At 63.0% G+C, this 26,274-nt stretch carries 17 protein-coding genes and 1 pseudogene; 9 read left to right on the forward strand and 9 right to left on the reverse strand.

The window, feature by feature from the left end; genetic code table 11:
* Positions 1-15 precede the first annotated feature (15 nt).
* From FFM53_RS14030 to FFM53_RS14040, 3 genes are all read left to right on the forward strand, one after another.
* Positions 16-2,496 (forward strand): glycoside hydrolase family 2 protein, encoded by a 2,481-nt coding sequence (locus FFM53_RS14030; protein ID WP_138389407.1) that lies wholly within the window; start codon positions 16-18, stop codon positions 2,494-2,496.
* Between the two features lie 45 nt (positions 2,497-2,541).
* Positions 2,542-3,720 carry a glycosyltransferase family 4 protein gene (locus FFM53_RS14035; protein WP_138331881.1) on the forward strand — a complete coding sequence of 393 codons (1,179 nt, stop codon included), beginning with the start codon at positions 2,542-2,544 and terminating at the stop codon, positions 3,718-3,720.
* An 82-nt stretch (positions 3,721-3,802) separates the two neighbouring features.
* Positions 3,803-7,114 (forward strand): oligosaccharide flippase family protein, encoded by a 3,312-nt coding sequence (locus tag FFM53_RS14040; protein ID WP_138389408.1) that lies wholly within the window; start codon positions 3,803-3,805, stop codon positions 7,112-7,114.
* 91 nt (positions 7,115-7,205) lie between these two features.
* Here FFM53_RS14040 and FFM53_RS14045 read toward each other — a convergent pair whose 3' ends face one another.
* The 3 genes from FFM53_RS14045 to FFM53_RS14055 all read right to left on the reverse strand — a co-directional run bounded on the left by FFM53_RS14045 (position 7,206) and on the right by FFM53_RS14055 (position 9,848).
* Entirely contained in the window at positions 7,206-8,384 is a 1,179-nt protein-coding gene (locus FFM53_RS14045) for a glycosyltransferase family 4 protein (protein ID WP_138389409.1), read from the reverse strand.
* Between the two features lie 250 nt (positions 8,385-8,634).
* Entirely contained in the window at positions 8,635-8,871 is a 237-nt protein-coding gene (locus tag FFM53_RS14050) for an Lrp/AsnC ligand binding domain-containing protein (RefSeq protein ID WP_003543721.1), read from the reverse strand.
* A 68-nt stretch (positions 8,872-8,939) separates the two neighbouring features.
* The gene (locus FFM53_RS14055) at positions 8,940-9,848 is read right to left on the reverse strand and encodes a LysR family transcriptional regulator (RefSeq protein WP_138389410.1); all 909 of its coding nucleotides are present in this window, start codon (positions 9,846-9,848) and stop codon (positions 8,940-8,942) included.
* 84 nt (positions 9,849-9,932) lie between these two features.
* Here FFM53_RS14055 and hglS point away from each other — a divergent pair, with 84 nt between their 5' ends.
* The 6 genes from hglS to FFM53_RS14085 all read left to right on the forward strand — a co-directional run bounded on the left by hglS (position 9,933) and on the right by FFM53_RS14085 (position 18,347).
* Positions 9,933-11,363, forward strand: coding sequence for a 2-oxoadipate dioxygenase/decarboxylase HglS (gene hglS, locus FFM53_RS14060; protein ID WP_138389411.1), 1,431 nt, complete (start codon positions 9,933-9,935; stop codon positions 11,361-11,363).
* A 68-nt stretch (positions 11,364-11,431) separates the two neighbouring features.
* Positions 11,432-12,715 (forward strand): NAD(P)/FAD-dependent oxidoreductase, encoded by a 1,284-nt coding sequence (locus FFM53_RS14065; RefSeq protein WP_138389412.1) that lies wholly within the window; start codon positions 11,432-11,434, stop codon positions 12,713-12,715.
* A gap of 26 nt (positions 12,716-12,741) precedes the next feature.
* Positions 12,742-14,280, forward strand: coding sequence for an L-piperidine-6-carboxylate dehydrogenase (amaB, locus tag FFM53_RS14070; protein ID WP_138389413.1), 1,539 nt, complete (start codon positions 12,742-12,744; stop codon positions 14,278-14,280).
* A gap of 199 nt (positions 14,281-14,479) precedes the next feature.
* Positions 14,480-15,496, forward strand: coding sequence for an iron ABC transporter substrate-binding protein (locus FFM53_RS14075; RefSeq protein WP_138331873.1), 1,017 nt, complete (start codon positions 14,480-14,482; stop codon positions 15,494-15,496).
* Positions 15,497-15,645: 149 nt separating this feature from the next.
* On the forward strand, positions 15,646-17,313 hold the full coding sequence (locus FFM53_RS14080; RefSeq protein WP_138389414.1) for an ABC transporter permease: 1,668 nt from the start codon (positions 15,646-15,648) through the stop codon (positions 17,311-17,313).
* Positions 17,310-18,347 carry an ABC transporter ATP-binding protein gene (locus FFM53_RS14085; RefSeq protein ID WP_138389415.1) on the forward strand — a complete coding sequence of 346 codons (1,038 nt, stop codon included), beginning with the start codon at positions 17,310-17,312 and terminating at the stop codon, positions 18,345-18,347. The genes FFM53_RS14080 and FFM53_RS14085 overlap by 4 nt, the downstream gene beginning before the upstream one ends.
* A gap of 68 nt (positions 18,348-18,415) precedes the next feature.
* On the opposite strand, the gene FFM53_RS14090 is transcribed toward FFM53_RS14085, so the two are convergent.
* The 6 genes and pseudogenes from FFM53_RS14090 to FFM53_RS14115 form a co-directional block, all read right to left on the reverse strand.
* Positions 18,416-19,750 carry a glucoamylase family protein gene (locus FFM53_RS14090; RefSeq protein WP_130662450.1) on the reverse strand — a complete coding sequence of 445 codons (1,335 nt, stop codon included), beginning with the start codon at positions 19,748-19,750 and terminating at the stop codon, positions 18,416-18,418.
* Positions 19,751-20,004: 254 nt separating this feature from the next.
* Positions 20,005-21,843, reverse strand: coding sequence for an ABC transporter ATP-binding protein (locus FFM53_RS14095; RefSeq protein ID WP_138389416.1), 1,839 nt, complete (start codon positions 21,841-21,843; stop codon positions 20,005-20,007).
* 24 nt (positions 21,844-21,867) lie between these two features.
* Positions 21,868-22,623 (reverse strand): DUF1028 domain-containing protein, encoded by a 756-nt coding sequence (locus FFM53_RS14100; RefSeq protein ID WP_138331868.1) that lies wholly within the window; start codon positions 22,621-22,623, stop codon positions 21,868-21,870.
* Positions 22,624-22,625: 2 nt separating this feature from the next.
* A pseudogene (locus FFM53_RS14105) lies at positions 22,626-24,409 on the reverse strand (gamma-glutamyltransferase family protein).
* A 21-nt stretch (positions 24,410-24,430) separates the two neighbouring features.
* Positions 24,431-25,306: an ABC transporter permease gene (locus FFM53_RS14110; protein ID WP_138389418.1), complete on the reverse strand. Its 876-nt coding sequence runs from the start codon at positions 25,304-25,306 to the stop codon at positions 24,431-24,433.
* On the reverse strand, positions 25,303-26,250 hold the full coding sequence (locus tag FFM53_RS14115) for an ABC transporter permease (protein ID WP_138389419.1): 948 nt from the start codon (positions 26,248-26,250) through the stop codon (positions 25,303-25,305). Before FFM53_RS14115 ends, FFM53_RS14110 begins: the two co-directional genes overlap by 4 nt.
* Positions 26,251-26,274 lie beyond the last annotated feature (24 nt).

Consider the following 26,274-nt stretch of genomic DNA (forward strand, 5'->3'; position numbering starts at 1 on the left):
GCCGGAGATCTGACCATGCGGGGGCGTTTGGCAAGCATCGGTGCCGAGGAAAGTCTACTTTCCGAAGGCTGGAACCTGATCCTGACGGAGCCGGGCGCCTGCGCCGTGCCGCACGACATCCCGCTTTCCGCACAGTTCATTCCAGCACCCGTTCCAGGCACCGTCGCCGCAGCGCTTGAAAAAGCCGGGCTCTTCGACCGGGAAAATCCCGAGCCGCTGAACACGCGGGATGCCTGGTATCTCTGCCGGCTTTTCGATGCCGAACCCGGCGACGCGATCCTGCGTTTCGCAGGGCTGGCGACGCTCTGCCACGTCTTCCTGAACGGCCAGGAAATCCTGTTTTCCGAGAGCATGTTCACGGCGCACGAGATTCCGGTGACGCTTTCGGGCGGCGACGAACTGGCGCTGTGCTTCCGGGCGCTTGGCCCCCGCCTGTCGGAGCCGGGCCCGCGCGCGCGCTGGCGGCCGCAGATGATCACGCCGGCGGGCTTGAAGAATTTCCGCACGACGCTGCTCGGCCACATGCCGGGCTGGTGCCCCGATATCCATGCCGTCGGGCCATGGCGGCCGATTTCGATGGTGCGGCGTCATCCCGTCTCGATCGACAATGTCTCGATCCGCGCCGTATTGGAGGAGAGTGGTGTCGGCCGCCTCAGCGTTTCCCTGCATAGCAATGCCGAGGATCCGGCAATGCTGCTGCGCTGCGGCGGGATGGAGCAGCCCTTCGAGAAGGTCGGCGACAGTCATTACTCGGCTATCCTCAAGCTTTCCGACATCGAGGCCTGGTGGCCGCATACGCATGGCGCTCCGCGTCTCTACGCGCTGACGCTGGTTTCCGACGGCGTGGAATATCCGCTCGGCAGGACCGGCTTTCGACGTATCGACATCGACCGTGGTGCCCATGGCGATGACTTCGCGCTCCTCGTCAACGGCGAACGCATCTTCTGCCGCGGCGCGGTGTGGACGACGGCCGATATCGCGCGATTGCCGGGCGGGCGGGCGGACTATGAGCCGTTCCTGCGGCTTGCCGCTGCAGCTGGCATGAACATGATCCGCATCGGCGGCACCATGGCCTACGAAACGCCGGATTTCTTCGCGCTCTGCAACGAACTCGGTCTGCTCGTCTGGCAGGATTTCATGTTCGCCAATTTTGATTATCCGCGCAACGACAAGGCTTTTCTTGGCCACGTGCATGCGGAGGTCGAGGAATTCCTCCACGGCGTGCAGGCGTCGCCTTCGCTGGCCGTGCTCTGCGGCGGCAGCGAAGTCCACCAGCAGGCGGCAATGCTCGGCCTGCCGGCGGAATTCTGGAGCGGGCCGGTCACCGATGAAATCATCCCGGCGGTCGTCGCGCGCATGCGCCCCGACGTGCCCTATGTGCCGAACTCGCCATACGGCGGAGCGATGCCCTTTTCGCCCAATGCCGGTATCGCGCATTATTACGGCGTCGGTGCCTATATGCGGCCGATTGCCGATGCGCGCCGCGCCGATGTGCGTTTTGCCTCGGAAAGCCTCGCCTTCGCGCATGTGCCGCAGCAAAGGACGCTGCAGCGTCATCTCGATGTGCCCGCCGTCCACAGCCCGCTATGGAAGGCTCGCGTGCCCCGCGACCGCAGTGCATCGTGGGATTTCGAGGATGTTCGCGACTTCTACCTGCAGCTTCTCTACGGTTTCGATCCGGCTGAGCTGCGCCGCGAAGATCCGGAACGCTATCTCGATCTCTCCCGCGCCGTTACCGGCGAGGTGATCGAGGAGACTTTTGCTGAATGGCGGCGCAAGGGCTCCGCCTGCAATGGCGCGCTCGTCTGGACGCTGCAGGATCTGCTGCCCGGCCCCGGCTGGGGAGTGATCGACTCCACCGGAGAGCCGAAGCCGGTCTGGTATGCGATGCGCCGTGCATTCCGGCCGGTGCAAGTGGTCTTCACCGACGAGGGAACGAACGGTCTCGACGTGCATGTCGTCAACGAGACGGATGAAGCACTCGATGTCGAGCTCGAGGTCGTCTGTCTGCGCGGTGGAAAACAGCAGGTCGTCAGCGGCAGCAGGGCCTTCAAGCTGGCGGCAAGAGATACGGAGCGCCTTGCCTGCACCGCGCTGTTCGGCGCCTTCTTCGACACGACCTATGCCTTCCGTTTCGGGCCGCCGGCGCATAATGCCAGTGTGGCGCGCCTGCGCTCGCTGGCGGACGGCGCCATTCTCGCCGAGAGCTTCCACTTCCCGTGCGGACGGGGGAAGGCGCTGCATGATGCAGGTATCGAAGCATCATTCACCAGAGACGGCGACGACTGGTTCGTTGACCTCAGGGCCGACCGGCTGGCGCAATCTGTGCATATCGACGTCGAAGGCTATCGGGCCGACGACGACTGGTTCCACCTTGCCCCCGGCGCGATGCGGCGCGTGAAGCTCCACGCGCTGTCCGGCGTGGAAAGCGACATTCCGCCTGCGGGCGAGATCAGAAGTCTAGGCAGTTCGCATCGCGTCGCAATCGAGGGCTGACGCCGCTGCGAAGGATGATGCCGATCCATTGGGAAAGACCGTGATTTGAGAACGATATACCGCTTTCTGCGCGCCCATGTTCTGCAGCGGCTGATCCCGCGGTCGCGTCTTGCTTTCAATCCGCGCAGGCCGGTGGAAATCGTCGGCTATCTCTCGATGGCGGTCGGCGTCGGCGAATCGGCAAGGCTCTGCGCCGGCGCATTGTCGGAGGCGGGGCGGGCGATTTCGCTCTCCGACGTCAGCACGCATCCTGACGAGAATTCCTTCGCCGGATGGATGCCGTCGCATCTCTCCACCGAACCCGCGGGAAGCCGGATCTGGCATCTCAATCCGCCGATGCTGCCGCGCGCCATCCTGAAGAAGGGCGTGGCGAATTTCACCCGCGCCTTCAACATCGGCTATTTCGCCTGGGAGCTCGAAGTCGTGCCGGCCGAGTGGCGCAATGCGATGCATTACATGAATGCCGTCTTCGTGCCGTCGGAATTCACCAGGCGGGCGATTGCGCCCCTCACTGCGGCACCGGTCATCGTCGTTCCGCATCCCGTCACCGAGAAGCCTGCGACGGAAGGCATGCGTCAGAGATTCGGCATCGAGGAAGACGCCTTTCTCGTCAGCTTCATCTTCAGCGCCGGCTCCTCGATCAACCGGAAGAATCCGCAAGCCGTCATCGAGGCCTTCTGGATATTTGCCGCCGAATGCCCCAGCGCCTTCCTGTTGATGAAGGCCAGCGGCGATATCAACAAGGATGAGGGCCTGCGCGAACTGGTCGCCTCGGTCGCGGGCAATACCCGGATCAGGATCGTTACCGACAGGATGTCGGATTCCGATATCAATGGCCTCATCCGCTGCTCAGATGCCTATCTTTCACTGCATCGTTCCGAGGGTTTCGGGCTGACGGTGGCCGAGGCGATCATGCAGCGTACACCCGTCATTTCCACGGCCTGGTCGGGCACGGTGGATTTCTGCGATCCCGACAATAGCTGGCTGGTTGCCTCTCCCCTCATTCCGGTGGTCGATACCCATCCCGAATTTGCCGGGCTCGAAGGCGCGGTCTGGGCCGATCCCTCACCCGAGGCGGCGGCCGCGCACCTGCAAGATATCTTCCGCACACCCGAGCGTGCACGAGAGAAGGCCGAGAAGGCGCGGGAGTTCCTGCTACGTTACCTCGCGGAAAACAGCTACGAGAAGGCGCTTCAGACGCTGGCGGCGATGCAGGCCAGCTAAGGTGCCACTCCGCTTTATTTTAACATTTTCGCATTAGAGATGGCGGGTATGCGGCGGTAGGCCGATCCTGACGGATGGACAGATGTCGAAGGGTATTATCGCAAACTCGGTGATGAACGCGGCGGCAGGCATGCTGCTGCTTCTGACGGGCTTTGTGTCATCGATCATAACCGCGCGGCTGCTCGGGCCGGAAGCCAACGGCATCGTCGCCTTCTCGCTCTGGCTGGTGGTGACCGGCGCCTCGATCGCCGAGCTCGGCTCCAGCATCACGCTGCTGAAGACGTTGCCGCAACTTTCGGCGGAAGGCTTCGACGCGCGCCGCCGGCGGGGTTTTGCCGCCATCCTCGTCAGCTTCATGATGTTCTCGACCGTCGTGCTGCTGGCGCTCTACGCGCTGTTCTTCCTCACCTCCGAAAAGATGCACTGGGCCGACACCGCGCCATCCGTCGCTCTGGTCACGGGCGTGCTGTTCTTTATCCAGGCGATCGGATCCTTCGTCAAATTCTACCTGATCGGCGAAAAGAAGCTCGGCGCTTTCTTTAAGCTGACGGTCGCCGTCTCGATCGTGCAGCTTGCCGGCGTTGCCGTCGGCGCCGTTTTCTACGGCGTCGAGGGCGTTCTCGTCGGTTATGCGCTCGGCCAGCTCGTGCTGTTTTTCGCCACGCTGCCGATCCTTCTGGCGCGGCGCGACTGGTGCGGGGTCTCGCTGAAATATCTCGCCTCCTCTTCCGTCATCCTGTCGATCCAGTTCATCATCGATTCCATTTTCCTCAACCGCCTCGAGCTTCTCTTCCTGCAGCAGTTCTGGTCGGTGGAGATGGTCGGCTATTATGCCGTCGGCCTGTCGATCGCCAATATCGCGCTGCAACTGCCGATCCAGATGACCGGCAGCCTGCTGCCCTATTATTCCGAGCGGCGGCACAGCAGCGACGATTCGACATTGCCGGTCGAGGTCTTTACCGCCGTTACCCGCAGCATGGCCTATATCGTGCTGCCGATGAGCCTGGGGCTCGCCGCGATCTCTAGCGAACTGGTGCTCGTGGTGTTCGGCGAAGCATTCCGCCGCAGCGGGACGGTAGTGGCGCTGCTTGCGCTTGTTGCTCCCGCCTATACCTTCATGCAGATCCTCAGCCTCTATTTGCTGTCGATGGACAGGGCCCGCTCCCGCCTGAACATCAGTGTGATAGGTGGCCTACTGATGGTAGCGGGTTGTTTACTGATCGTACCTAGGCTTGCCGCCGAGGGTGCCGCACTCGTGCGCATCCTCGTATTCGTTGCGATGTCGGTGATGATGATCAGACAGACAGGATTCGGATCCCAGCTTTCGGGTCTCTACGCAAGCCTGACGAAGGTGACGCTCGCCTCCGTGCTGTGTGCTTGCGGAGCGACTTCCGTGCTGGAATTCGTCCAGGGTCCGGCCGGATTGGTCGGCGCCATCATCGCCGGCGCATTCGCCTATTTTGCAGCACTCCGGGTGCTGCGCGCCGTGCCGGGCGAGGATGTCGAAGTCATGCGCTCCATTCTCGAGAAGATGCCGTCCCTGCTGCGGCGACCGGTTGGCTACGCGATCAATTTCATCGCGCCGCGGCTTCCCGGCGATCCCGATCGTGCGAAGGTCGCGCCCGGTGAATTCTCGCTCGAACCGGCCGAGGGGGCGGGACGCAGCGCCGCCCTGCCTGTGGTCTTCGACGGCACGATCGGGCTGTTCATGCCTGAAAATCCTCTCGCCAAGAAACGTTCGGCCGCGGTGCTCTTCGTCAGTCCCTGGGGTTTCGAGGAGATGTGCAGCCGTAAATTCTTCCGCGTCGCGGCCGAGCATTTCTCGGATATCGGCGTGCCGAGCCTGCGCTTCGACTATCGCGGCACCGGCGATGCGCTCGATTTCGGCGCACTGCCGGCGAGGCTGGAAACCTGGGAAGATTCGATCCGTGCGGCCGCCGATAAGCTCAAGTCGCTGAGCGGCTGCGACCGCATCATCCTCATCGCCCAGGGCCTCGGTGCGACGCTTGCCCACCGCGTCGGCTCCTCGATCGAAGGCGTCGACAGCCTGGTCATGCTGGCGCCGGTGCTGAGCGGCCGGGCCTATCTGCGCGAACTCAACATGTGGTCCAAGATCATCGATGCCGATCTTGGCCTCGGCAAGGAGCATGTCCAGATCGCCAAGGTGCAGATCGCCGGGCTCGTCATGCCCGAAGAGATCGCCGCCGAGCTCGGCAAGCTCAACATCACCTCGCCGCAGGGGCTCGCAACCTCCCGCTACCTGATCCTCGAACGTCCTGCCAAGGCCGAGGATACCGGCTTTGCCGATGCGCTGAAGGCGCTTGGCGCCGATGTCGAGCAGAAGGCTTTCGAAGGCTATGACGAGCTCGCCACCAACCCGCTGTTTGCCAAGACGCCGATGGCTGTCGTGGCGCTGCTGACGACGTGGCTGGAGGCAACGACGACAGAGACATCCGCCGCCCATTCGCCGACGGCGATCGACAACCCGCCGCTTGCCGGCGATGGTTTTGCCGAAGCTCCGGTGCGTTTCGGAAGCCATAATCATCTGGTCGGCGTCGTCAGCCGGCCGCTCGGCGAGATCAAGGGCAATGCCGTGCTCTTCTTGTCGACGGCCTATGACCGGCATGCCGGCTGGGGACGGACGACGGTTGATATGGCGCGCGAGCTCGCCCGCCAAGGCGTCGTTTCGCTGCGCTTCGATTCCGCCAATGTCGGCGACAGCCCGCCCCGGCCGGATGCGCCGGAACAGGTGCTTTATTCGGATACGCAGACCGGAGATGCAGTCGCCGCGCTCGATCTGCTCGAAGGTGTCGTCGCCGGCCCCGTCATGGTCGCCGGCCGATGCAGCGGCGGCTATGTCGCCTTCCGCGCCGGCGTCGCCGATGAGCGCTTGAAGGCTGTCGTGTCGATCAATCCCTTCGTCTATTACTGGGATCCTGACATGCCGGTGCGCAGGGAACATGTCGTCTCCGTTCCCCGCAGCCTCGATGATTACAGCCAGCGCCTGGCGCGGCTCGACACGCTGAAGCGGCTGCTGCGCGGCCAGGTGGACGTCGTTGCGGCGCTGCAGAATATCGTCATCGCCGCCGGCCGCCGGTTGTCGCCATGGATTGCGCCGCTGCTCGAGCTGCTTCCCGACCGGCGCCATATCGCCCGCGAGGTCCGGCACTCCTTCGCGCTGTTCGGCAAGCGCAAGGTGCCGCTGACGCTGATCTACAGCGAGGGCGATGTCGGGCTCGACCATGTCTATTTCCACTTCGGGCCGCGCGGCGCCAGGCTTTCCCGCTATCCGAACGTGCGGCTGCTGATGCTGCCGGATGCCGACCACAATCTGACGCCGCCGCAATCGCGCAAATTCGTGCTCGACGAGATCATTCGTCTCGCCAGAGCATGATTGCTCGCCATAGCATGATTGGGGATTTTACAGCGCCGGGGGTCTTTTCACACGCGCAAGGCTGTAGCGCTTATGCGGTAGGAAGACAGGATCAGATGCTTTCTGCGGCGCTGACATCAAGCGATCTGTAGAGATCAATATAATGTCCGGCGACGATATCCCAGGAATAGCCGCGGGCGGCGTCGAGAAGCTCGGCGCGAACGGCGTCCGGTTGGCGCGAAAGGTGTTCATATGCCGTTTCGATCGCCGTGGCGGCGCTCTCAGGATTGGTGAAATCGGCAAGCATGAGAACAGGATGCCGGGCGGCAAGCGTAACAAAGGCATCGTTGGCATTCAGCACCGGCAGGAGGCCGGCGCTCATCGCCTCCAGCGCCACCAGGCCGAAACCTTCATATTCCGAGGCGGAGGCGAGAATCGAGGCTTCTGCGATGATGCGCCGGATGGTGTCGTTCTCGGGCGACACATGCAGGGTGACGCGGCCGGACAGATGACGGCTTTCGATTGCGCCTTCGACATCCGCCCGGTTCAGGTCGGATTCGGCGCCGACGATGTCGAGATGCCATTCCGGATCGCGGGTCTTCAACATGGCCATCGCATCGAGCAGGTGGTCCAGCCGTTTGTTCACCGAAAATCGGCCGATCGTGACGATGCGGCGCTTTGCCCGGCGTGAAGCGGTGTCGGCAAACTTGCCGATATCGGCGCCGTTTTCGATCAGCAGGCTGTCGGGCACGATTTCTGAAAACTGCTTGAGGTCGGAGGCGCTGCAGCAGACGACGCGGCGATAGGCCATCGCCGAAGCGCGGGTCAGCGTCCGGAACCAGATCTTCTTGATCGCCGCGTATTTCCGCGTGTGGAAGAAGCCGCCATGGGTGGTGACGATCATCGGTTTTCCGTGCAGCAGCCGGCCCCAGGCGAGCGCGTCAAAGAAGAAGTCGATGGCATGGACATGCACCAGATCGGCATCGGCAAGATGGCGGAAAACCTGCGGTGCCAGCGGATAGCGGCTGGTGCCGAACCAGGGAATGCGCACCACCTCGATGCCGTCGATATCTTCGCGAAGCGGCAGCTTGTCCTCAGGCGCGGTGAAGAGCGAATCCAGCGTGACGACGCGCACGCGGTAACCACGGCGCACGGTCTGGCGGGCGAGATTGGCGACCACGTCTTCCAGGCCGCCGCGATTGGGCAGGAATTGGCGCACGACATGGACGATCAGCGGAGCCGTTTCCAACTGCGGCATCGCGTGCACCCTATCTGCCTCGACGATCGACATTTTTCACCTATCGCTGCACGTACCGGCCCGCGCTGATGCGGGCCCCGTGATAACAACGACCAGATATGCCCGGCGTTAAGGCGCGGTTTAGGTGACCGCTTGCGAGGGCCAATCTTCGCGAAAAAGGTTAACCGTGTCTGACGGGAATTCAGAGCGTTTCCGTTTTTCTCGAATCACGGAAACGCTCTATCTCTTTTGTTTTCACGCAATTCCGGACGCAAAACCGCTGCGCACTTTTGCTGGAATTGCTCTAGAATGCCTTGAAGGTCAGCGTCGTTAGCGAGCGGACGATGCCGGGAATATTGGCGATGTTGTCGTTGATGAATTTGCCGATATCCTGGCCTTCCTCGATATAGACCTTCAGCAGCAGATCGTAGTCGCCGCTGGTCGAATAGAGCTCCGAGACCAGTTCGGTCTGGTAGATGGCGTCGGCGACATCATAGGTCTTGCCGGGTGCGCATTGGAGCTGGACGAAGATCGGCTTCATGAAGATTTCCTGCAAAGTTGTTTGGATCGCATAATGGTCGAAAGCGCCCTGCCGATGCAAGCCGTTCGTCACGCAGTCGGATTGGCGGTCGCTTCGGCGACGATCCAGTCGCGAAAAGCGGCAAGCGGTGCATAATCGGCGCGCTCGGGCGGAAAGGCGAGATAATAGCGCTCGCGACTTTCCATTTCACGGTCGACAGCGGCGACGAGATCGCCGCGCCCGATCTCCTCCTGCATCAGGAATGTCGGCAGCAGGGCGACGCCGAGGCCGGCGATTGCCGCCTGCGCGGCGGTGGCGAACTGGTCGAAGAGCATGCCGTGCACGCTTTCGAAGGAAACGCCATTGCCGGCGAACCATTGCTCCCAGGCGTCAGGACGCGTCGTCAGATGCAGAAGCGGAACGGCGAGCAGATCCTCCGGTCCTGAGATCGCATATTGCTTCAGAAAATCCGGACTGCAGGCCGGCACCGTGCGCTCCGACATCAGAAGCGCGAGTTCGGCGCCCGGCCAGTGCGGATGGCCGAAATGGATGGCGGCGTCGATCGAATCGAGGCGGAAATCGAAGGGCGAAAGCCGGGTCACCAGATTGATGGTCACGCCGGCATTGGCGGCGAGAAAGCGCCCCAGGCGCGGCGCCAGCCAGCGTGTGCCGAAGGTCGGCAGGATGGCGAGATTGAGCGTGCCGCCATGCGGATTGGCGCGCAGGTTCAGCGAGGCGCTCGATATCCGTCGCAGCGCCTCGCGAATCTCGCGGGCATATCCGTCGCCGGCGAGCGTCAGCCGCATGGTCTGGCGTTCGCGCCGGAAGAGCTCGACGCCAAGTTGCTCCTCCAGCGCGCTGACCTGCCGGCTGACGGCGCTCTGCGTCAGATCGAGTTCGCGCGCCGCTGCCGTCACGCTGCCGGTGCGGGCAACCGCCTCGAAGGCGGCGAGATGCGAAATCGATGGCAGGAAACGTCTAGACGTCAGCATGATCATTCCGTTTCAGAATGGGCTATTTCCGAAATAGCGATATTTGCGGCTTTGTCGCGCGTGTAAAGAGGTTCATCCTGCAAAAACGGAATGAGCCGGAGTTTCCCAATGCCGCAAGCCTTCGTTTCCCCAGACCGCATCCGATCGCTGTTTACCGAGGCGATGTCGCAGATGTACCGGGCGGAGGTGCCGCAATACGGCACGCTGATCGAACTGGTGGCGGATGTGAATGCAGGCTGCCTCGAGAATGATCCCGATCTGCGCGATCGTCTGGCCGGCGCCGGCGAGCTGGAGCGCATCGATGTCGAGCGTCACGGCGCCATCCGGCTCGGTACGGCAGACGAGCTTTTCACCATCCGCAGGCTGTTTGCGGTCATGGGCATGCAGCCGGTCGGCTATTACGATCTTTCGGTCGCCGGCGTGCCGGTTCATTCCACCAGCTTCCGGCCGATCGACGAGGCAGCGCTCAACGTCAACCCGTTCCGTGTCTTCACCTCGCTGCTGCGACTGGAACTGATCGAGGACGAGGGGCTGCGCCGTGAGGCCGAAGCCATTCTGGCGAAACGGCGGATCTACACGCCGCGCGCCGTCGCGCTGATCGAGCGCCACGAGCAGAACGGTGGCCTGAGCGAGGCGGAAGCGACGGAATTCGTCGCCGAGGCGCTGGAAACCTTCCGCTGGCATGGCGAAGCGACGGTCAGCGCCGAAACCTACAAGCGCCTGCACGATGCCCATCGGCTGATCGCCGACGTCGTCAGCTTCAAGGGACCGCACATCAACCATCTGACGCCGCGCACGCTCGATATCGACGCGGTCCAGGCCCGCATGCCGGAACGCGGCATCACGCCGAAGGCTGTCATCGAAGGGCCGCCGCGCCGTCATTGCGATATCCTGCTGCGACAGACGAGTTTTAAGGCGCTGGAGGAAACGATCGCCTTTTCGAATGGTGATGGTGCCGTTCAAGGTACGCATACCGCCCGCTTCGGCGAGATCGAACAGCGCGGCGTAGCGCTGACGGCGAAGGGCCGGGCGCTCTACGACCAGCTGCTCGCCTCGGTTCGCGGCGAGGTGCAGGTGGGCGCCGGCGGCGCCAAGGCCGGCGCCTACGACGATGAACTCGCCGCGCGTTTTAAGGCACTCCCGGATAGCTGGGATGAGCTGCGCAGGGCGGATCTGGCCTTCTTCCGCTATTCCGCGACGCCTGCGGGCATTGCCGCCGCGGCCGGCAGCAGGCTGTCCGGCGATCCGGGGGCGCTGATCGCCAAGGGTTACCTCGCCTTCACTCCGATCGTCTACGAAGACTTCCTGCCCGTCAGCGCGGCCGGCATCTTCCAGTCGAACCTCGGCACCGACCAGCAGCAGAACTACGCGACCCGCTCGAACCGTGACGCCTTTGAGGCGGCACTGGGTGCTACCGTTCAGGACGAGCTGGTACTTTACGCCGAACGCCAGGCGGCATCGCTGGATTCGGCACTGGCCGCGCTTGGCCTTGCGGACCTGCCGCTGAAGACCGTTGCGTGAAATGGCAGGTTCAACACTTTCTTTTATGCATTAGTGTACCCGCGATTTCGCTCTGATCGGACTGAGCCATGCTGAATGATCCGCGCTCCCACGGCCTCTGGGAAAAGACAGCGCCCGAAGCGCCGACGACCTCGCCTCTCGACGGCGCGATTTCGGCCGACGTCGTTATCGTCGGCGGTGGTTACACCGGCCTCTCTTCCGCCCTGCATCTTGCCGAAGCCGGGTCGAAGGTGGTGTTGCTGGAGGCCAAGGAGATCGGCTTCGGCGGTGCCGGGCGCAATGTCGGGCTGATTAATGCCGGCATGTGGGTGATGCCGAACGATCTGCCCAACGTGCTTGGCCCGGTGCATGGCGAACGTCTGCTCGACCTGCTCGGCAATGCGCCGAAGCTCGTCATGGAGCTGGTCGACAAACATCAGATTGCCTGCGAACTCGAACGGAACGGTACGCTGCATTGCGCGGTCGGCGCGGACGGACTGAAGGAGATCGAGGATCGCGCGGCGCAATGGTCCGCCCGCGGCGCAGCCGTGACGCTACTCGATGCCGCGGAAACGGCAAAACGCATCGGCAGCGATGCCTATGCCGGTTCGCTGCTCGACAAACGCGCCGGCACGCTGCAGCCGCTTGCCTATGCGCGCGGCCTTGCCCATGCCGCCGTCAAGGCCGGCGTCGCCATTCATACGTCCAGCCCGGTCGTTGCAACGGAGCGTAATGGCAGCCGCTGGACCGTGAAGACGGCAAGCGGCGAAGTCAGCACGGAGTGGATCATCGTCGCAACGGATGCCTACAGCACCGGCCCGTGGGAGCAGGTGCGCAGCGAACAGGTGCATCTGCCCTATTTCAATTTCGCCACCGTGCCACTCGGCCACAATCTGCGTCAATCGATCCTGCCGGGGCGGGAAGGTGCGTGGGATACCAAGGAAATCCTCTCCTCCTTCCGTATGGATCAGGCCGGCCGTCTCGTTTTCGGCAGTGTCGGGGCGCTGCGCAATACTGGGCTTGCCGTGCACAAGGGCTGGGCCAAACGCGCATTGAAGCGGCTCTTCCCTGATATCGGCGATGTCGAATTCGAGTGCGAATGGTATGGCCAGATCGGCATGACCGACAATGCGCTGCCGCGCTTCCACAAATTCGCGCCTGGGGTCGTCGGCTTTTCGGGTTACAATGGCCGCGGCATTGCGCCCGGCACGGTCTTCGGCCGGACGCTGGCGGAGCATATCCTCGGCCGGATTGGCGAAGCCGATCTGCCGTTGCCGTTGACTGCGCCCATCGAACCGAGCTTCCGCGCGCTCAAGGAAATATGGTACGAAGCCGGCGCTCAGGTCGCCCATTTCGCCGATGCCCGCTTCTAAAGCACAATAAGATTGGAAACACGACAATGACCATCGCCGTCCTCGATCTCGCCACCGAAACCGCCAAGCTGCTTGCCGAACTCGGCGTCGATGCCGGCCGCTATCACGGCGGCACGCTTTCCGTCACCTCGCCGGTCACCGGCAAGGAAATCGGCAAACTCAGGGAACATTCCGTTTCCGAGACGAAAGCGGCGATCGAAGCGGCGCACCAGGCCTCCCTCGAATGGCGTGCCGTGCCGGCGCCGAAGCGCGGCGAACTGGTCCGCCTGCTCGGCGAGGAACTGCGCGCCGCAAAGACGGCGCTCGGCCGTCTTGTCTCGATCGAGGTCGGCAAGATCACCTCCGAAGGCCTCGGCGAAGTGCAGGAGATGATCGACATCTGCGATTTCGCCGTCGGCCTTTCCCGTCAGCTTTACGGTCTGACGATCGCCACCGAGCGCTCGGAGCACCGGATGATGGAAAGCTGGCATCCGCTCGGCGTGATCGGCATCATTTCCGCCTTCAATTTCCCCGTTGCCGTCTGGTCGTGGAATGCAGCACTTGCGATGGTCTGCGGCAATTCCACCGTCTGGAAGCCCTCGGAAAAGACCCCGTTGACGGCGCTTGCCGTGCAGGCTCTGTTCGAAAAGGCGCTGAAGCGTTTCGTCGCCGAGGGCGGTACCGCACCGGCCAATCTGTCGACGCTGATCATCGGCGGCCGTGAGGTCGGCGAAGTGCTGGTCGACCATCCGAAGATCCCACTCGTTTCCGCCACGGGCTCGACGGCCATGGGCCGCTCCGTCGGTCCGCGCCTGTCGCAGCGTTTTGCCCGCGCCATTCTTGAGCTCGGCGGTAACAATGCGGCGATCGTCTGCCCGAGCGCCGATCTCGACCTGACGCTGCGTGGCGTCGCCTTCTCCGCCATGGGCACGGCCGGCCAGCGCTGCACGACGCTGCGCCGTCTCTTCGTGCATGACAGCATCTACGACCAGTTGGTGCCGCGCCTGCAGAAGGCCTACGGCTCCGTCACCATCGGCAATCCGCTGGAGACCGGCACGCTTGTAGGACCGTTGATCGACGGCCAGGCTTTTAAGAACATGCAGGCAGCGCTTGGCGAGGCGAAGTCGGCCGGCGGCACGGTGACCGGCGGCGACCGCGTCGAAACCGGCTCGACCGAGGCCTTCTACGTTCGCCCGGCGCTTGTCGAAATGCCCGATCAGACCGGACCGGTCGAGCATGAGACCTTCGCGCCGATCCTCTATGTGATGAAATACAGCGATTTCGACGAAGTGCTGGCGCTGCACAATGCCGTGCCGCAAGGGCTGTCGTCGTCGATCTTCACCAACGACATGCGCGAGGCTGAAACCTTCGTCTCGGCGCGCGGTTCGGATTGCGGCATCGCCAACGTCAATCTCGGGCCATCGGGTGCCGAAATCGGCGGCGCCTTTGGCGGCGAGAAGGAGACTGGCGGCGGCCGCGAATCCGGCTCTGATGCCTGGAAGGCCTATATGCGCCGCTCCACCAATACGATCAATTACGGCAGGACGCTGCCGCTGGCGCAAGGCGTCAAGTTCGACCTCGAATAGGCGGGCTGAAAGAGAGGCGGCGCTCGGGAGTGCCGCCTTTTTGTTCAAATCGAGACTTATTCCCTTGTAATATGAAATATTTAGTCAAGATATTGTGATGTCTTTTCCTGCCAAGCCAAACTTGAAATTGCCAGTCAGGAAAAATATACGCCTCTGATCGCCCTTGGAGAGCTCGGGTGACATCGCTACGGAGGCCATCATGAAAATTGCTCTTAACCGTTTTTCCCTCGCGCTTGCCGCTTCGCTTCTTTCCGCCACCGCGCTTTCAGGCAGCGCCAATGCGCAGGATGAAGGTCTCGTCGTCTACAATGCCCAGCACGAAAGCCTCGGCCGCGAATGGATCGATGCCTTCACCAAGGAGACCGGCATCAAGGTCACCATGCGCCAGGGCAGCGACATGCAGTTCGCCAACCAGATCATCCAGGAAGGCGACGCCTCTCCGGCCGACGTATTCCTGACCGAGAATTCGCCGGCGATGACGCTGGTCGATGGCGCGGGCCTTTTCGCTCCCATCGAAAAGGAAACGCTGGATCAGGTTCCGGATCAGTATCGCCCGGCTGACGGCATGTGGACCGGCATTGCCGCCCGCACCACCGTTTTTGCCTATGACAAGACGAAGCTCACCGAAGACAAGCTGCCGAAGTCGCTGCTCGACCTCCAGGATCCGGCCTGGAAGGGCCGCTGGGGTGCGGCACCTGCCGGCGCCGACTTCCAGGCTATCGTCGCAGCCCTGCTGCAGCTGAAGGGCGAAGATGCCACCAAGGCATGGCTGAAGGGCCTCAAGGACAACGCCACCCCCTACAAGGGCAACAGCGTCGCCATGAAGGCCGTCAATGCGGGCGAAGTCGAAGGCGCGGTCATCTATCACTACTACTGGTTCGGCGATCAGGCGAAAACCGGCGAGAACAGCAAGAATGTCGGCATGCATTACTTCAAGAACCAGGATCCGGGCGCTTTCGTCAGCGTTTCGGGCGGCGGCGTCCTGAAGTCTACCCAGCACATGAAGGAAGCCCAGGCTTTCCTGAAGTTCGTCACCGGTAAGGCAGGCCAGGGAGTTCTCAAGGACGGCACCTCCTATGAATATGCCATCGGCAAGGATGCGCCTTCCAACGACAAGCTCACGCCGCTTGCCGACCTCAACGCGCCGAAGGTCGAAGCTTCGACCCTCGACAGCAAGAAGGTCGTCGAGCTGATGACGGCCGCCGGCCTGATCTAAAGCGTGGCGCGCCACACTTTAGATCTTTGGTTTTCCGCATGTCGTCGTCGCAAAACCGCGGCACACTTTTGCGCGACATGCTTTGACCTTTCTGCCGCAGGCGTCTTCCGGCCAAAACTATTGCATTTGGCTCAAGAAAACCTTAGGGCATGACGACATCCGGCAACCGCCTTTCAAAGGCGGTTGCCTTCCTTTTTCAGCGTGTAAAGGCATCGGCCTTGCTGCAGGACAACAGATTGCTCGCATCCGGCAACCAGGCGCCGGTCGCGCCGAGGGCCACGCGAATGGTTTTGCCGCGCGGACGTATGCCGCACGCTTCGGTGATCCTGCTTGCAACCGTCGTCGCGATCTTCAGTCTCGTGCCGCTCGGCTTCATCGGCTGGGTAACCTATGATGTCGGCTGGGAAACGGTGAAGACCCTGGTCTTCCGGCCACGCGTCGGTGAACTTCTCGTCAATACGGTTCTGCTGGAATCGATCACCATCCCGGTGTCGATCGCACTTGCCGTGACGCTCGCCTGGCTGACCGAGCGGACGGACATTCCTTTCGGCCGGCTCTGGGCCTGGCTGGCGATCGCTCCGCTCGCCGTGCCTGCCTTCGTGCACAGCTATGCCTGGGTCAGCCTCGTTCCCGGCATGCGCGGCCTGCAGAGCGGCGTCTTCGTCTCGGTCATCGCCTACTATCCGTTCCTCTACCTGCCGGTCGCCGCAGCGCTGCGCCGTCTCGATCCGGCTATCGAGGATGCCGCGGCCTCGCTGGGCCTTAATCCCTGGCGCGTCTTCTTCCGCGCCGTGCTGCCGCAGCTCAGACTTGCCATCTGCGGCGGCTCGCTGCTGATCGCGCTACATCTGCTGTCGGAATACGGCCTGTTCGTGATGATCCGGTTCGACACGTTCGCGACGGCGATCGTCGACCAGTTCCAGTCCTCCTACAACAGCCCGGCCTCCAACATGCTCGGCGGCGTGCTCGTCGCCTGCTGTCTTTTTCTGCTCGGATTCGAGGTGCTGGTGCGCGGCAATGAACGTTATGCCCGCGTCGGCTCCGGCTCGCCACGTCCGGCGGACCGCCGTCGGCTGGGCTGGTTCGTGGCGCCGGCCATGCTGCTGCCCGTCGTCCTGGCGGCGCTGACGCTCGGCGTGCCGCTGGTGACGCTTGGCCGCTGGCTCTATCTCGGCGGCACCGATATCTGGCGCATCGAAGTCGGCAGCGCTTTCCTGCAGACCATCGTGCTTGCCGTTGTCGGCGGCGTGCTGGCGACGATTGCCGCAGCACCGATGGCCTGGCTTTCCGTGCGGGCGCCCGGCCGCTTCCAGCGGGTGCTCGAAGCCTGCCATTATTATGTCGGCTCGCTGCCGGGCGTCGTCGTGGCGCTGGCGCTGGTGACGATCACCGTGCGTCTTGTGCTGCCGCTCTATCAGACCTTCGCAACGCTCATCGTCGCCTATGTGATGCTTTTCCTGCCGCGCGCCATGGTCGGGCTGCGCGCCAGCATCGCCCAGGCGCCGGTGGAATTGGAGCGCGCCGCGATGGGTCTCGGCCGCACCCCGGGTCAGGCGGTGCGGCAGATCACCATGCGGCTTGCAGCACCGGGAGCCGCAGCCAGCGTCGCGCTGGCCGCACTCGGCATCACCAATGAACTCACGGCGACACTGATGCTGTCGCCCAATGGCGTCGATACGCTGGCGACGAAATTCTGGTCGCTGACCAGCGAGATCGATTATGTCTCGGCCGCCCCCTACGCCTTCATGATGATCGTGCTGTCCCTGCCGCTCACCTTGATGCTCTACCTCCAATCGAAACGGACCGCCGGCCAATGACGCTGCTTACGATCGAGAACATCAGCAAGCGCTATGGCCCCGTCCAGGCGTTGAAGGATATTTCGCTCGACGTCGCGGCGGGCAGCCGCACGGCGGTCGTCGGCCCGTCCGGTTCAGGCAAGACGACGCTGCTGCGCATCATTGCCGGCTTCGAACAACCCGATGTCGGCAGGGTGACGCTGGATGGCGACCTGCTCGCCGACGGTCCGGCGACGGTACCGGCACACAAGCGCGGCATCGGCATCGTCTCTCAGGACGGCGCGCTGTTTCCGCACTTAAGCGTTGCCGAGAATATCGGCTTCGGCTTCGAGCGAGGGGCCGCTGATCGCGAGAAGCGCGTGCTCGAGCTGCTCGACATGGTCGAGCTCGACCGCGGCATGCTGATCCGGCGCCCGCATCAGCTTTCCGGCGGCCAGCAGCAGCGTGTGGCGCTCGCCCGCGCGCTCGGCCGTAAGCCGCGGCTGATGCTGCTCGACGAACCATTCTCGGCACTCGATACCGGCCTTCGTGAGAATATGCGCAAGGCGGTTGCGCGCGTGCTGCAGGCGGCCGGCATCACCACCATTCTCGTTACCCATGACCAGGAAGAGGCGCTGACCTTTGCCGATCAGGTGGCGGTGCTCAGGGAAGGACGGCTGATCCAGGCCGGGTCGCCGCAATCATTATATCTGCATCCGCGCGATCGCGAGACGGCGCTGTTCCTCGGCGATGCCGTGCTGCTTCCCGCCATCATCCGAAACGGCCTCGCAGACTGTGCCCTCGGCCGTGTTGCCGTCGAGGGCAGTCGTCAGGGGAAAGCGGAAATCATGCTGCGGCCCGAGCAGATCCGTGTCGTCGCCGATGAAAGCGATCGCGACTATGGCGGGCGTGTCGTCGAGGTGGAATTCGGCGGCGCGGTCTGCACGGTCGCCGTCTCGCTCGACGGCGTGGCGCTGCCGCCAATCCTGATCAAGACCTCGAGTGTCGCGCTTCCAGCGCGGGGAGACCTCGTTCGCCTCGATATCGCCGGCAAGGCGCATGTCTTCGAAAACTAAACTAAGAGCCCGCAGCTCCCATTGGACGCGCGGGCTCTAAAATCGATTTCGATTTCCGGGGTTATGCGCTAGCCGAACTTGCGCACCACTTCTTCCGGCTCGATACCTTCGAGCCAGCCGCCGGTAAAGCCGGCCCGCTCGAGCCCGAGGCGGATGACCGGCGATTGCCGCATCAGTTTCCAGATGAAATCCGAACGGTCGTTCTCGATGGTCATGACGACAAGCCCCTGGTCGATGCCGACGGTGCGGTCGTCCACCCAGCCTTCCGGCCGCTTGGTCTTGACCGTCGGGTTGAAGCCGCCGGGGAAGCCGCCTTCCAAGAGCAGGTTCGGATAGGTGGTCAGAAGCGCCTTGGTGCCGTCGAGAGCCGCCTGCCGGTCGTAGGGCAGGCAGGCAAGTGCTGCCCAGGGTGCGATCGTGCCGTCATCGGGGCCGAGCGGTGCGCCGCGGGCGGCGTAACCCAGAACCTTCGGCTGGCGGCCGCCGCGCATGCGCCGTGTCGGCGGCGGGCCGTCACAGGCGGAGAAACCCCAGATATTCCTGTTATAGCCGACGAACTGGCCGGGATTGCGCTCGGCATAGTCACGCTGGACGTTGATCATCACCTGCGTATTGCGGAAATAATCCCAGTTCCGCTCCGCCATCGGCTTGTCCTGAATGGTGCGGAAATCGATCCAGGCATGCGAGAAGAGGTGGATGAAGAGGGGTCCGGCATAGAGATAGGACTGCTCGCCATGCAGCATCCAGGAATAGCTTGACGTAAAGGCGTCGTAGCTCGATTGCGGAATGGGATGCGTCGGCGAGGCAAGCGCCAGCGTATAGAGGATGATCGCCTCGTCGAAGCCGTGATAGCGCCAGCGCAGGAAGCCGGAAGAGGGCTTCCAACCCATGGCAATAGTGTCGCCCTTGTTCAGCGCCCAGCGCCAGTCGACGCGTTCGTAGATGAAGGTGGCGAGTTCGCGGATTTCGGTTTCCGTCTCGTCGTCTTCGCGATTGAAATATTGCGCGGCCGTGAGGATGCCGGCGACAAGCAGCGCCGTGTCGATGGTCGAAAGCTCGCTGTTCCAGGCGCGATGGCCGGTATCCATGTGCAGGAAATGATAGAAGAAGCCGCGGTGGCCGGTGGCGTGGCGTTCCTCGCCCTGGCGCGCCTCGGCGAAGAACCGCAGCGTATTGACCGTGCGTTCGGCTGCCTCCTCGCGGCTGATCCATAAACGCTCGACACCAACAGGATAGGAGGAAAGCGCAAAGCCGACGGCTGCGATGCTGCACGGGACCCCGCCGATCGAGGTATCCGCCACAAGGCCGTTTTCGGGATTGGTATATTTCAGGAAGTACTTGAACGCCGAATGCTGCAGCCTGTCGACGAGCGCTGCATCAATGTCTTCAATCCGTTGCAGCATAGGCTCCTACCCAACTGTTGCATCGCCCCATGCTTCAACATGGGGGCCGTCCCCGGGCAAATCAAACCTTTTTGATTCGCAAGGATAAGAGAACACAAAAGGGTGGAATCGGTCGTTAATAATTATCGGTAAAATAATATCTAGCAGAAGTCATATAAGCGGTGCAGCAAAAAAGACAGCCCGCGCGCCACCGGCACGGGTTATTTTCCCGCAATACTTGTTTTCCTGATGCTTTGGAGAGTGGATTTTCACGTTCAGGCGGCTTCATCGAGCCGCACCAGATGACCTGCCGACACTTCCCGATATCGGCGCGGCGGCGCGACGTAGCCGACCGGGCGAACGGGGCTTTTGAGCTCGTCGGTTCCGAGATTGCGCTTGATGCCGCGCCGCGAGGGGTCCGGAACCGGCACGGCTGCCATCAGCTTCTTCGTGTAGGCGTGCTGCGGGTTGCTGAACAGTTGTGCGCGCGGACCGATCTCGACGATTTCGCCGAGATACATCACTGCGACCCGATGACTGACCCGCTCGACCACCGCCATGTCGTGGGAAATGAACAGGAAAGCGAGGTTGAGGCTTTGCTGCAGATCCATCAGCAGATTGCAGACCTGCGCCTTGATCGAGACGTCGAGGGCCGAAACGCTTTCGTCGGCGACGATCACCTTCGGATCGAGTGCGAGCGCGCGGGCAATGCAGATGCGTTGGCGCTGACCGCCGGAGAATTCGTGCGGATACCGTTTCATCATGTCGGGTTTCAGTCCGACACGTTCGAGAAGATCGGCCGCCTTTTCGCGAGCCTGGGCGCCAGTGCCGAGGCCGTGCTCCGTAATCGGTTCGGCGACGGCGGCGCCGACGGTCATGCGCGGATTGAGGCTGGCGAAGGGATCCTGAAAGATCATCTGGATGCTGCGGCGCATCCGTCTGAGACTGACTGCGTCAAGGCTCAGCACGTCATAACCGTCGAGGCTGACACTGCCGCCGTTCGGCTGGACGAGGCGGGTGATCGAGCGGCCGGTGGTCGATTTGCCGCAGCCGGATTCGCCGACGAGCGACAGCGTCTCGCCCTGGAAGAGATCGAAGGAGACGTCCTCGACCGCATGGATCGCGCCCGTCTTGCGGCCAAGCAGCCCGCCGCGGATATCGAAACGGGTAACGAGGTTCTTGACTTCGAGGATCGGCGTCCGGCGGCGGTCGACGGTATCGGCCACCTCGACCGGCTCGCGCCGTTCACCAGTCGTGGTATCGACGACGGGGAAACGAAGCGGCCATTTCCGGTCGGCCATCGAGCCGAGGCGTGGCACGGCCGAGAGCAAAGCGCGGGTATAGGGATGCCTGCCGCGATGGAAGATGTCGTCGGTTGTGCCCGTCTCCACCGCCTGGCCGCGATACATGACGATGGTGCGGTCGGCGATTTCGGCGACGACGCCCATGTCATGGGTGATGAAGAGCACGGACATGCCCTCTTCTTCCTGCAGCATCTTGATCAGATCGAGGATCTGGCCCTGGATCGTCACATCGAGCGCCGTTGTCGGCTCGTCGGCGATCAACAATTTCGGCCGGCTGGCGAGCGCCATGGCAATCATCACCCGCTGGCGCATGCCGCCGGAGAACTGGTGCGGATATTCGTCAAAGCGCGAGGCGGCGTTGGGGATGCGGACCTTTTCCAGCAGGCGCACGGTCTCGGCCCGCGCCTCGGCCTTGCCGATCTCGCCGTGGCAGGTGAGCGCTTCGGAGATCTGGCGGCCGATGGTGAAGATCGGGTTGAGGGATGTCATCGGCTCCTGGAAGATCATGGCGGCGTCGTTGCCGCGCACCCGGCGCATCTCCCTTTCCGAAAGGGTGAGAACATCCTTGCCGTTCAAGGTGATGGCGCCATCGATGCGGCTCGATCCCTTGGCGAGCAATCGCATGATCGAGAGGGAGGTGACGCTCTTGCCCGAGCCGCTTTCGCCGACGATTGCAACCGTCTCACCAGGCAGGACGTCGAAGGAGACGTCGCGCACCACCGGCTTCCAGTCGCCATCGACGAGGAAGGAGGTCGTCAGGTTCCGGACGGAAAGAACCGGAGAGGCGGAGGCCGAAGAAACATCACTCATGCCATTCCCTTAGTTTTATCTGGTTCACATCTTCAAAGGCGCGGCGAAGGAGGCGGAAGGCCTGCCTTCAGCGATACGGGCGGCTTCCAGCGCCGCGATCTTTTCATCGATCTCGCGCCTGTCGGTCATGCCGTTCGGATTTTGCCGCGTCGCCATCGTCTCCGCGACATGCAGGTAGCGTTCACCCGCCACTGCATGGAGGCGGACAAGTTCGGCGAGCGGATCGGGATGATCGTCGGCGCGGATGCTCAGCCACGGATAATCCTGATCGCGGTGGATGACGAGGGCGGCGGACTGCCTGCCGCGCTTGTCGCCGCCGGCATCCTCGCCTGCCTGCATCGCCAGTAGCAGGCGTTCGGCCAGCGGCTTGTCCATTGCCTTGTTGTAAGTGGCAAGTGTTTCGGCGACGACGTCGGGACCCGCGAGCATGTTGCCGGCGACCGAGACGTTTCCCGCGATCAGATGCCCCGCCCAGTCGATGCATGCGGCGCCGGTGAAGGCGGCGTTGCGCCCCTTCGCATCGATGAGGTGCAACTGCCGCTGATTGCGGCCGGCGTCACGCGCGGTCAGCTCGGCGATGATCTCCTCCGGTGCCCTGCCTGCAGAAAGCAGCGACAGGCCGTCGACGCCGTAAAGCGGGCTGACGAAGGCCTGGGTGGCGACGGCGCCGATGCCGCCGCGAATATGCGGCACGAGGGCGCCCACGGCAAAGAAGCGGCTCGCGACGGCGATGCCGAGATAACCGGTCAAGGGATCACGGGCGACGATGGACCAGGTCATGGCTATCTCCCGATCGCATAGGCCTGCATCAGGCGCGGGGTAGCTGCGGCGCGCAGCAGCCCATCGGCATCGCGTCTCGCGGCGGTCAGCCGGCCGATCGTCCAGGGATCGGCGACCGTCAGCTTGTGGCCCTTGCGGCGCAGGGCATCGAGGACATCGGGGCCGAAATTTGCTTCCGCCATCAGGCTGCCGGGCTCGCGGGTGCGCGGATAGAAAGAGCCCGGAAAATGCGAGGTGTGGAACAGCGGCTGGTCGATCGCCGCCTGCAGGTTCAGCTTGTGATTGATATAACGCAGGAAGAAGGAGAGCTGCCATTGCTCCTGCTGATCGCCGCCGGGTGTGCCGAAGGCCAGCGTCGGGCGGCCCTCATAGAGGGCGAGCGAAGGCGTCAGCGTCGTGCGCGGCCGTTTGCCCGGCGCAAGCGACGTCGGCAGGCCTGGTTTCAGCCAGAACATCTGGGCGCGGGAGTTGAGGCAAAAGCCGAGGCCGGGCACGGTCGGCGAGGATTGCAGCCAGCCGCCGGACGGGGTGACAGAGACCATGTTGCCGTCGCGGTCGATCACGTCGATATGCACGGTATCGCCGCGCTTTTCGGAAAGATGCGCCATGGTTGGCTCGTAGACGGCGCCGGTCTTCGAATCCGCACCGAGCATCTTTATCGTCAGATCATGCTGCGCTTCGAAGCCAGGCACGATGCCGGGGCGAAGATCGAAGGAGGCGTCTGCACCGACCAGCTTGCGGCGCTCGGCGGCATAGGTCTCCGACAGCAGATGCGCTATGGGAACCTCCGAAAAATTCGGATCGCCGTAATAGACTTCGCGGTCGGCGAAGGCGAGCTTCATCGCTTCGACGACGGTATGGACGAAATCGGCGCCAGCGGGATCCATCGCGGCGAGATCGAAGCCTTTGAGGATCGACAGGGTCTGCAGGAAGACCGGGCCCTGGCCCAGGGGCCGATCTTGGCGATCGTCCAGCCATGATAATCATAGGTCAGCGGCTCCTCGATCGTTGCCGACCAATTCGCCATGTCATTGGCGGTCAAAACGCCCTTGTGGCGGTTGCCGCTTGCATCCATCACCTCTGCGGTCTTGAGATAATCGTCGATCTTCTCGGCGACGAAGCCGCGATAGAAGGCGTCGCGGGCCGCCTGCACCTGCGCTTCTCGGCCGCTTTTCACTTCCGCCTCGGCGATGAGGCGCTTCCAGGTTTCGGCAAGCACCGGATTCCTGAAATTTGCATGCGCTTGGGGGGCGCTGCCGCCTGGCAGCCAGGTCTCGTAGGAGGTCGGCCATTCCTTCTCGAAGAAGGCGGCGAGCCCCTTAATGGTGGCGGAGACGCGCGGCAGCATCGGATGGCCGTGCTCGGCGTAATAGATCGCCGGCTCCAGCACATCGCGCACGCTCATCGAGCCATAGTCGCGCAGCATCAGCATCCAGCCATCGAAGGAGCCGGGGATGACGGTCGCAAGCAGCCCGTCGCCGGGGATCAGGCTCAGGCCTTCCGCCGTATAGTGTTCGATCGTCGCGCCGGCGGGGGCGGGGCCCTGCGCGCAGATGACCTCGACCTTGTCCTTTTTCTTCGAATAGATCACCGCCGGCATATCGCCGCCCGGACCGCAAAGATGCGGCTCGACGATCTGCAGCACGAAGCCCGTCGCCACTGCCGCGTCGAAAGCGTTGCCGCCCTTTTCGAGAATGCTCATGCCGACGGCCGAGGCGATCCAGTGCGTCGAGGTGACGACACCGAAGGTGCCGAGGATCTCGGGACGGGTCGTGAATGCGGTCATGTCAAATGTCCTTTCGAGAAATCATGCTTCGCGCGGATCGAGCGCATCGCGCAGGCCGTCGCCTAAGAGATTGAAGCCGATGACGACGAGGAAGATTGCGGCACCCGGCCACATCGCCATCCATGGCGCCTGGGAGAGGAAATTCTTGGCGACGTTCAGCATCGAGCCCCAGCTCGGCGCCGGCGGCTGCTGGCCGAGGCCGAGAAAGGAGAGGCTCGCCTCGGCGATGATCGCAGTGGCGATCGTCAGCGTCGCCTGGACGAGGATCGGTGCAAAGACGTTCGGCAGGATATACCGGGTGATGATGCTTGAGGACCGGAGGCCGATCGAGCGGGCGCCCTCGACATATTCCTCGGTCTTTACCGAGAGCACCTGGCCGCGCGTCAGCCGCACGAAGACGGGCATGGCCGAAAGGCCGATCGCGATCATCGCATTGGTCAGGCTCGGGCCGAGAAAGGCTGCAAGCGCGATGGCGGTGATCAGGAAAGGCATGGCCAGAAAGGCTTCGGTGATGCGGGAGATCACCATGTCGATCCAGCCGCCGAAATAACCGGAGATCAGGCCGAAGGGCACGCCGATGACGACGGCGATCGCGACCGAAAAGACGCCGGCCATCAGCGAGGCCTGCGCACCCCAGATCATCCGGGAAAGAATGTCGCGGCCGATGTCGTCGGTGCCGAGCCAATGGGCGGCGGAGGGCGCCTTGCGGATCGCCGACCAGCTTGTGGCGTTCGGATCGGGAATCGGAAGGAGGGGGGCGGCAATAGCGAGAATGGCGAAGAAGGCGATGATCGCAAGGCCGACGAGGGCGCCCTTGTTGGCCTTCAGCTTGCGCCAGGCGCGGCTCGGCGTGCGGTCGATCGCAGAGGGAATGACGGTCTCTCCGATCGCGGTCATAGGGCGGCCCTCATGCGTGGATTGAGCAGGACATAGAGAATATCGGCCAAGAGGTTCATCAGGATGAAGCCGATCGCCGTGCAAATCACCACACCCTGGACGACGGCGTAGTCACGGTTGAAGACGGCGTCGACGATGAGCTTTCCGAAACCCGGAATGGTGAAGATCTGCTCGGTTAGCACGGCACCGGCAAGCAGTTCGCCGAAGAGCAAGGCAGTCAGCGTCACGATCGGCAGCATCGCGTTGCGGAAGCCGTGTTCGAGCACGACCGAGCTTTCAGCAAGCCCCTTGGCGCGGGCGGTGCGGATGTAATCGGTGCAGAGGACGCTCAGCATCGCCGAGCGTGTATGCCGCATCAGGGTCGCTGCCAGCGCATTGCCGAGCACGAAGGAGGGCATCAGCATGGTCTCCAGCGAACGCAACGGGTTGCTGAAGAATGGTTCGTAGCCGGATGCCGGCAGCCAGCCGAGATTGACCGAAACCAGTAGGATCAGCATGATGCCGAGCCAGAAATTCGGGATCGACAGGCCGGTCAGCGCGATGATGTTGGCGAGATAGTCGATCATCGTGTTCTTCTTGACGGCCGCCAGGATGCCCATCGGCACGCCGATGACAAAGGCGAAGATCATCGACATGATGGCAAGCTGGATGGTGACCGGCAGCTTTTCGCCGATGAGATGCAGAACCGGCTGGTTGGTGCGCAGCGAGATGCCGAGGTCGCCCTGCAGTGCCGCACCCAGCCAGCGGACATATTGATAGGGCACGGGATCGTTCAACCGGTATTTCTCGCGCAGGAATTCGAGAACCTGCGGGTCGCGTTCCTCACCGGCCATGGCAAGGATCGGGTCGCCGGGCAGCAGCTTCTGCAGCGAGAAGACGAAGATCGAAATGATCAAAAGCGTCGGTATGGCGACCAAGAGCCGTTTGGCGATGTAGGTGTACATGGGCGATCCTGACACGACTGGGAT

Origin of the sequence: Rhizobium indicum (assembly GCF_005862305.2) — a bacterium.
GTDB classification, from domain to species: domain Bacteria; phylum Pseudomonadota; class Alphaproteobacteria; order Rhizobiales; family Rhizobiaceae; genus Rhizobium; species Rhizobium indicum.

Bases quoted from the DNA above. Each gene is read 5' to 3' on its own strand.
- FFM53_RS14030 (WP_138389407.1), top strand. From the start codon at position 16: ATGCGGGGGCGTTTGGCAAGCATCGGTGCCGAGGAAAGTCTACTTTCC.
- FFM53_RS14040 (WP_138389408.1), top strand. From the start codon at position 3,803: ATGTCGAAGGGTATTATCGCAAACTCGGTGATGAACGCGGCGGCAGGC.
- FFM53_RS14045 (WP_138389409.1), bottom strand. From the start codon at position 8,384: ATGTCGATCGTCGAGGCAGATAGGGTGCACGCGATGCCGCAGTTGGAA.
- FFM53_RS14050 (WP_003543721.1), bottom strand. From the start codon at position 8,871: ATGAAGCCGATCTTCGTCCAGCTCCAATGCGCACCCGGCAAGACCTAT.
- FFM53_RS14055 (WP_138389410.1), bottom strand. From the start codon at position 9,848: ATGATCATGCTGACGTCTAGACGTTTCCTGCCATCGATTTCGCATCTC.
- hglS (WP_138389411.1), top strand. From the start codon at position 9,933: ATGAGCCGGAGTTTCCCAATGCCGCAAGCCTTCGTTTCCCCAGACCGC.
- FFM53_RS14065 (WP_138389412.1), top strand. From the start codon at position 11,432: ATGCTGAATGATCCGCGCTCCCACGGCCTCTGGGAAAAGACAGCGCCC.
- amaB (WP_138389413.1), top strand. From the start codon at position 12,742: ATGACCATCGCCGTCCTCGATCTCGCCACCGAAACCGCCAAGCTGCTT.
- FFM53_RS14075 (WP_138331873.1), top strand. From the start codon at position 14,480: ATGAAAATTGCTCTTAACCGTTTTTCCCTCGCGCTTGCCGCTTCGCTT.
- FFM53_RS14080 (WP_138389414.1), top strand. From the start codon at position 15,646: ATGACGACATCCGGCAACCGCCTTTCAAAGGCGGTTGCCTTCCTTTTT.
- FFM53_RS14085 (WP_138389415.1), top strand. From the start codon at position 17,310: ATGACGCTGCTTACGATCGAGAACATCAGCAAGCGCTATGGCCCCGTC.
- FFM53_RS14090 (WP_130662450.1), bottom strand. From the start codon at position 19,750: ATGCTGCAACGGATTGAAGACATTGATGCAGCGCTCGTCGACAGGCTG.
- FFM53_RS14095 (WP_138389416.1), bottom strand. From the start codon at position 21,843: ATGAGTGATGTTTCTTCGGCCTCCGCCTCTCCGGTTCTTTCCGTCCGG.
- FFM53_RS14100 (WP_138331868.1), bottom strand. From the start codon at position 22,623: ATGACCTGGTCCATCGTCGCCCGTGATCCCTTGACCGGTTATCTCGGC.
- FFM53_RS14110 (WP_138389418.1), bottom strand. From the start codon at position 25,306: ATGACCGCGATCGGAGAGACCGTCATTCCCTCTGCGATCGACCGCACG.
- FFM53_RS14115 (WP_138389419.1), bottom strand. From the start codon at position 26,250: ATGTACACCTACATCGCCAAACGGCTCTTGGTCGCCATACCGACGCTT.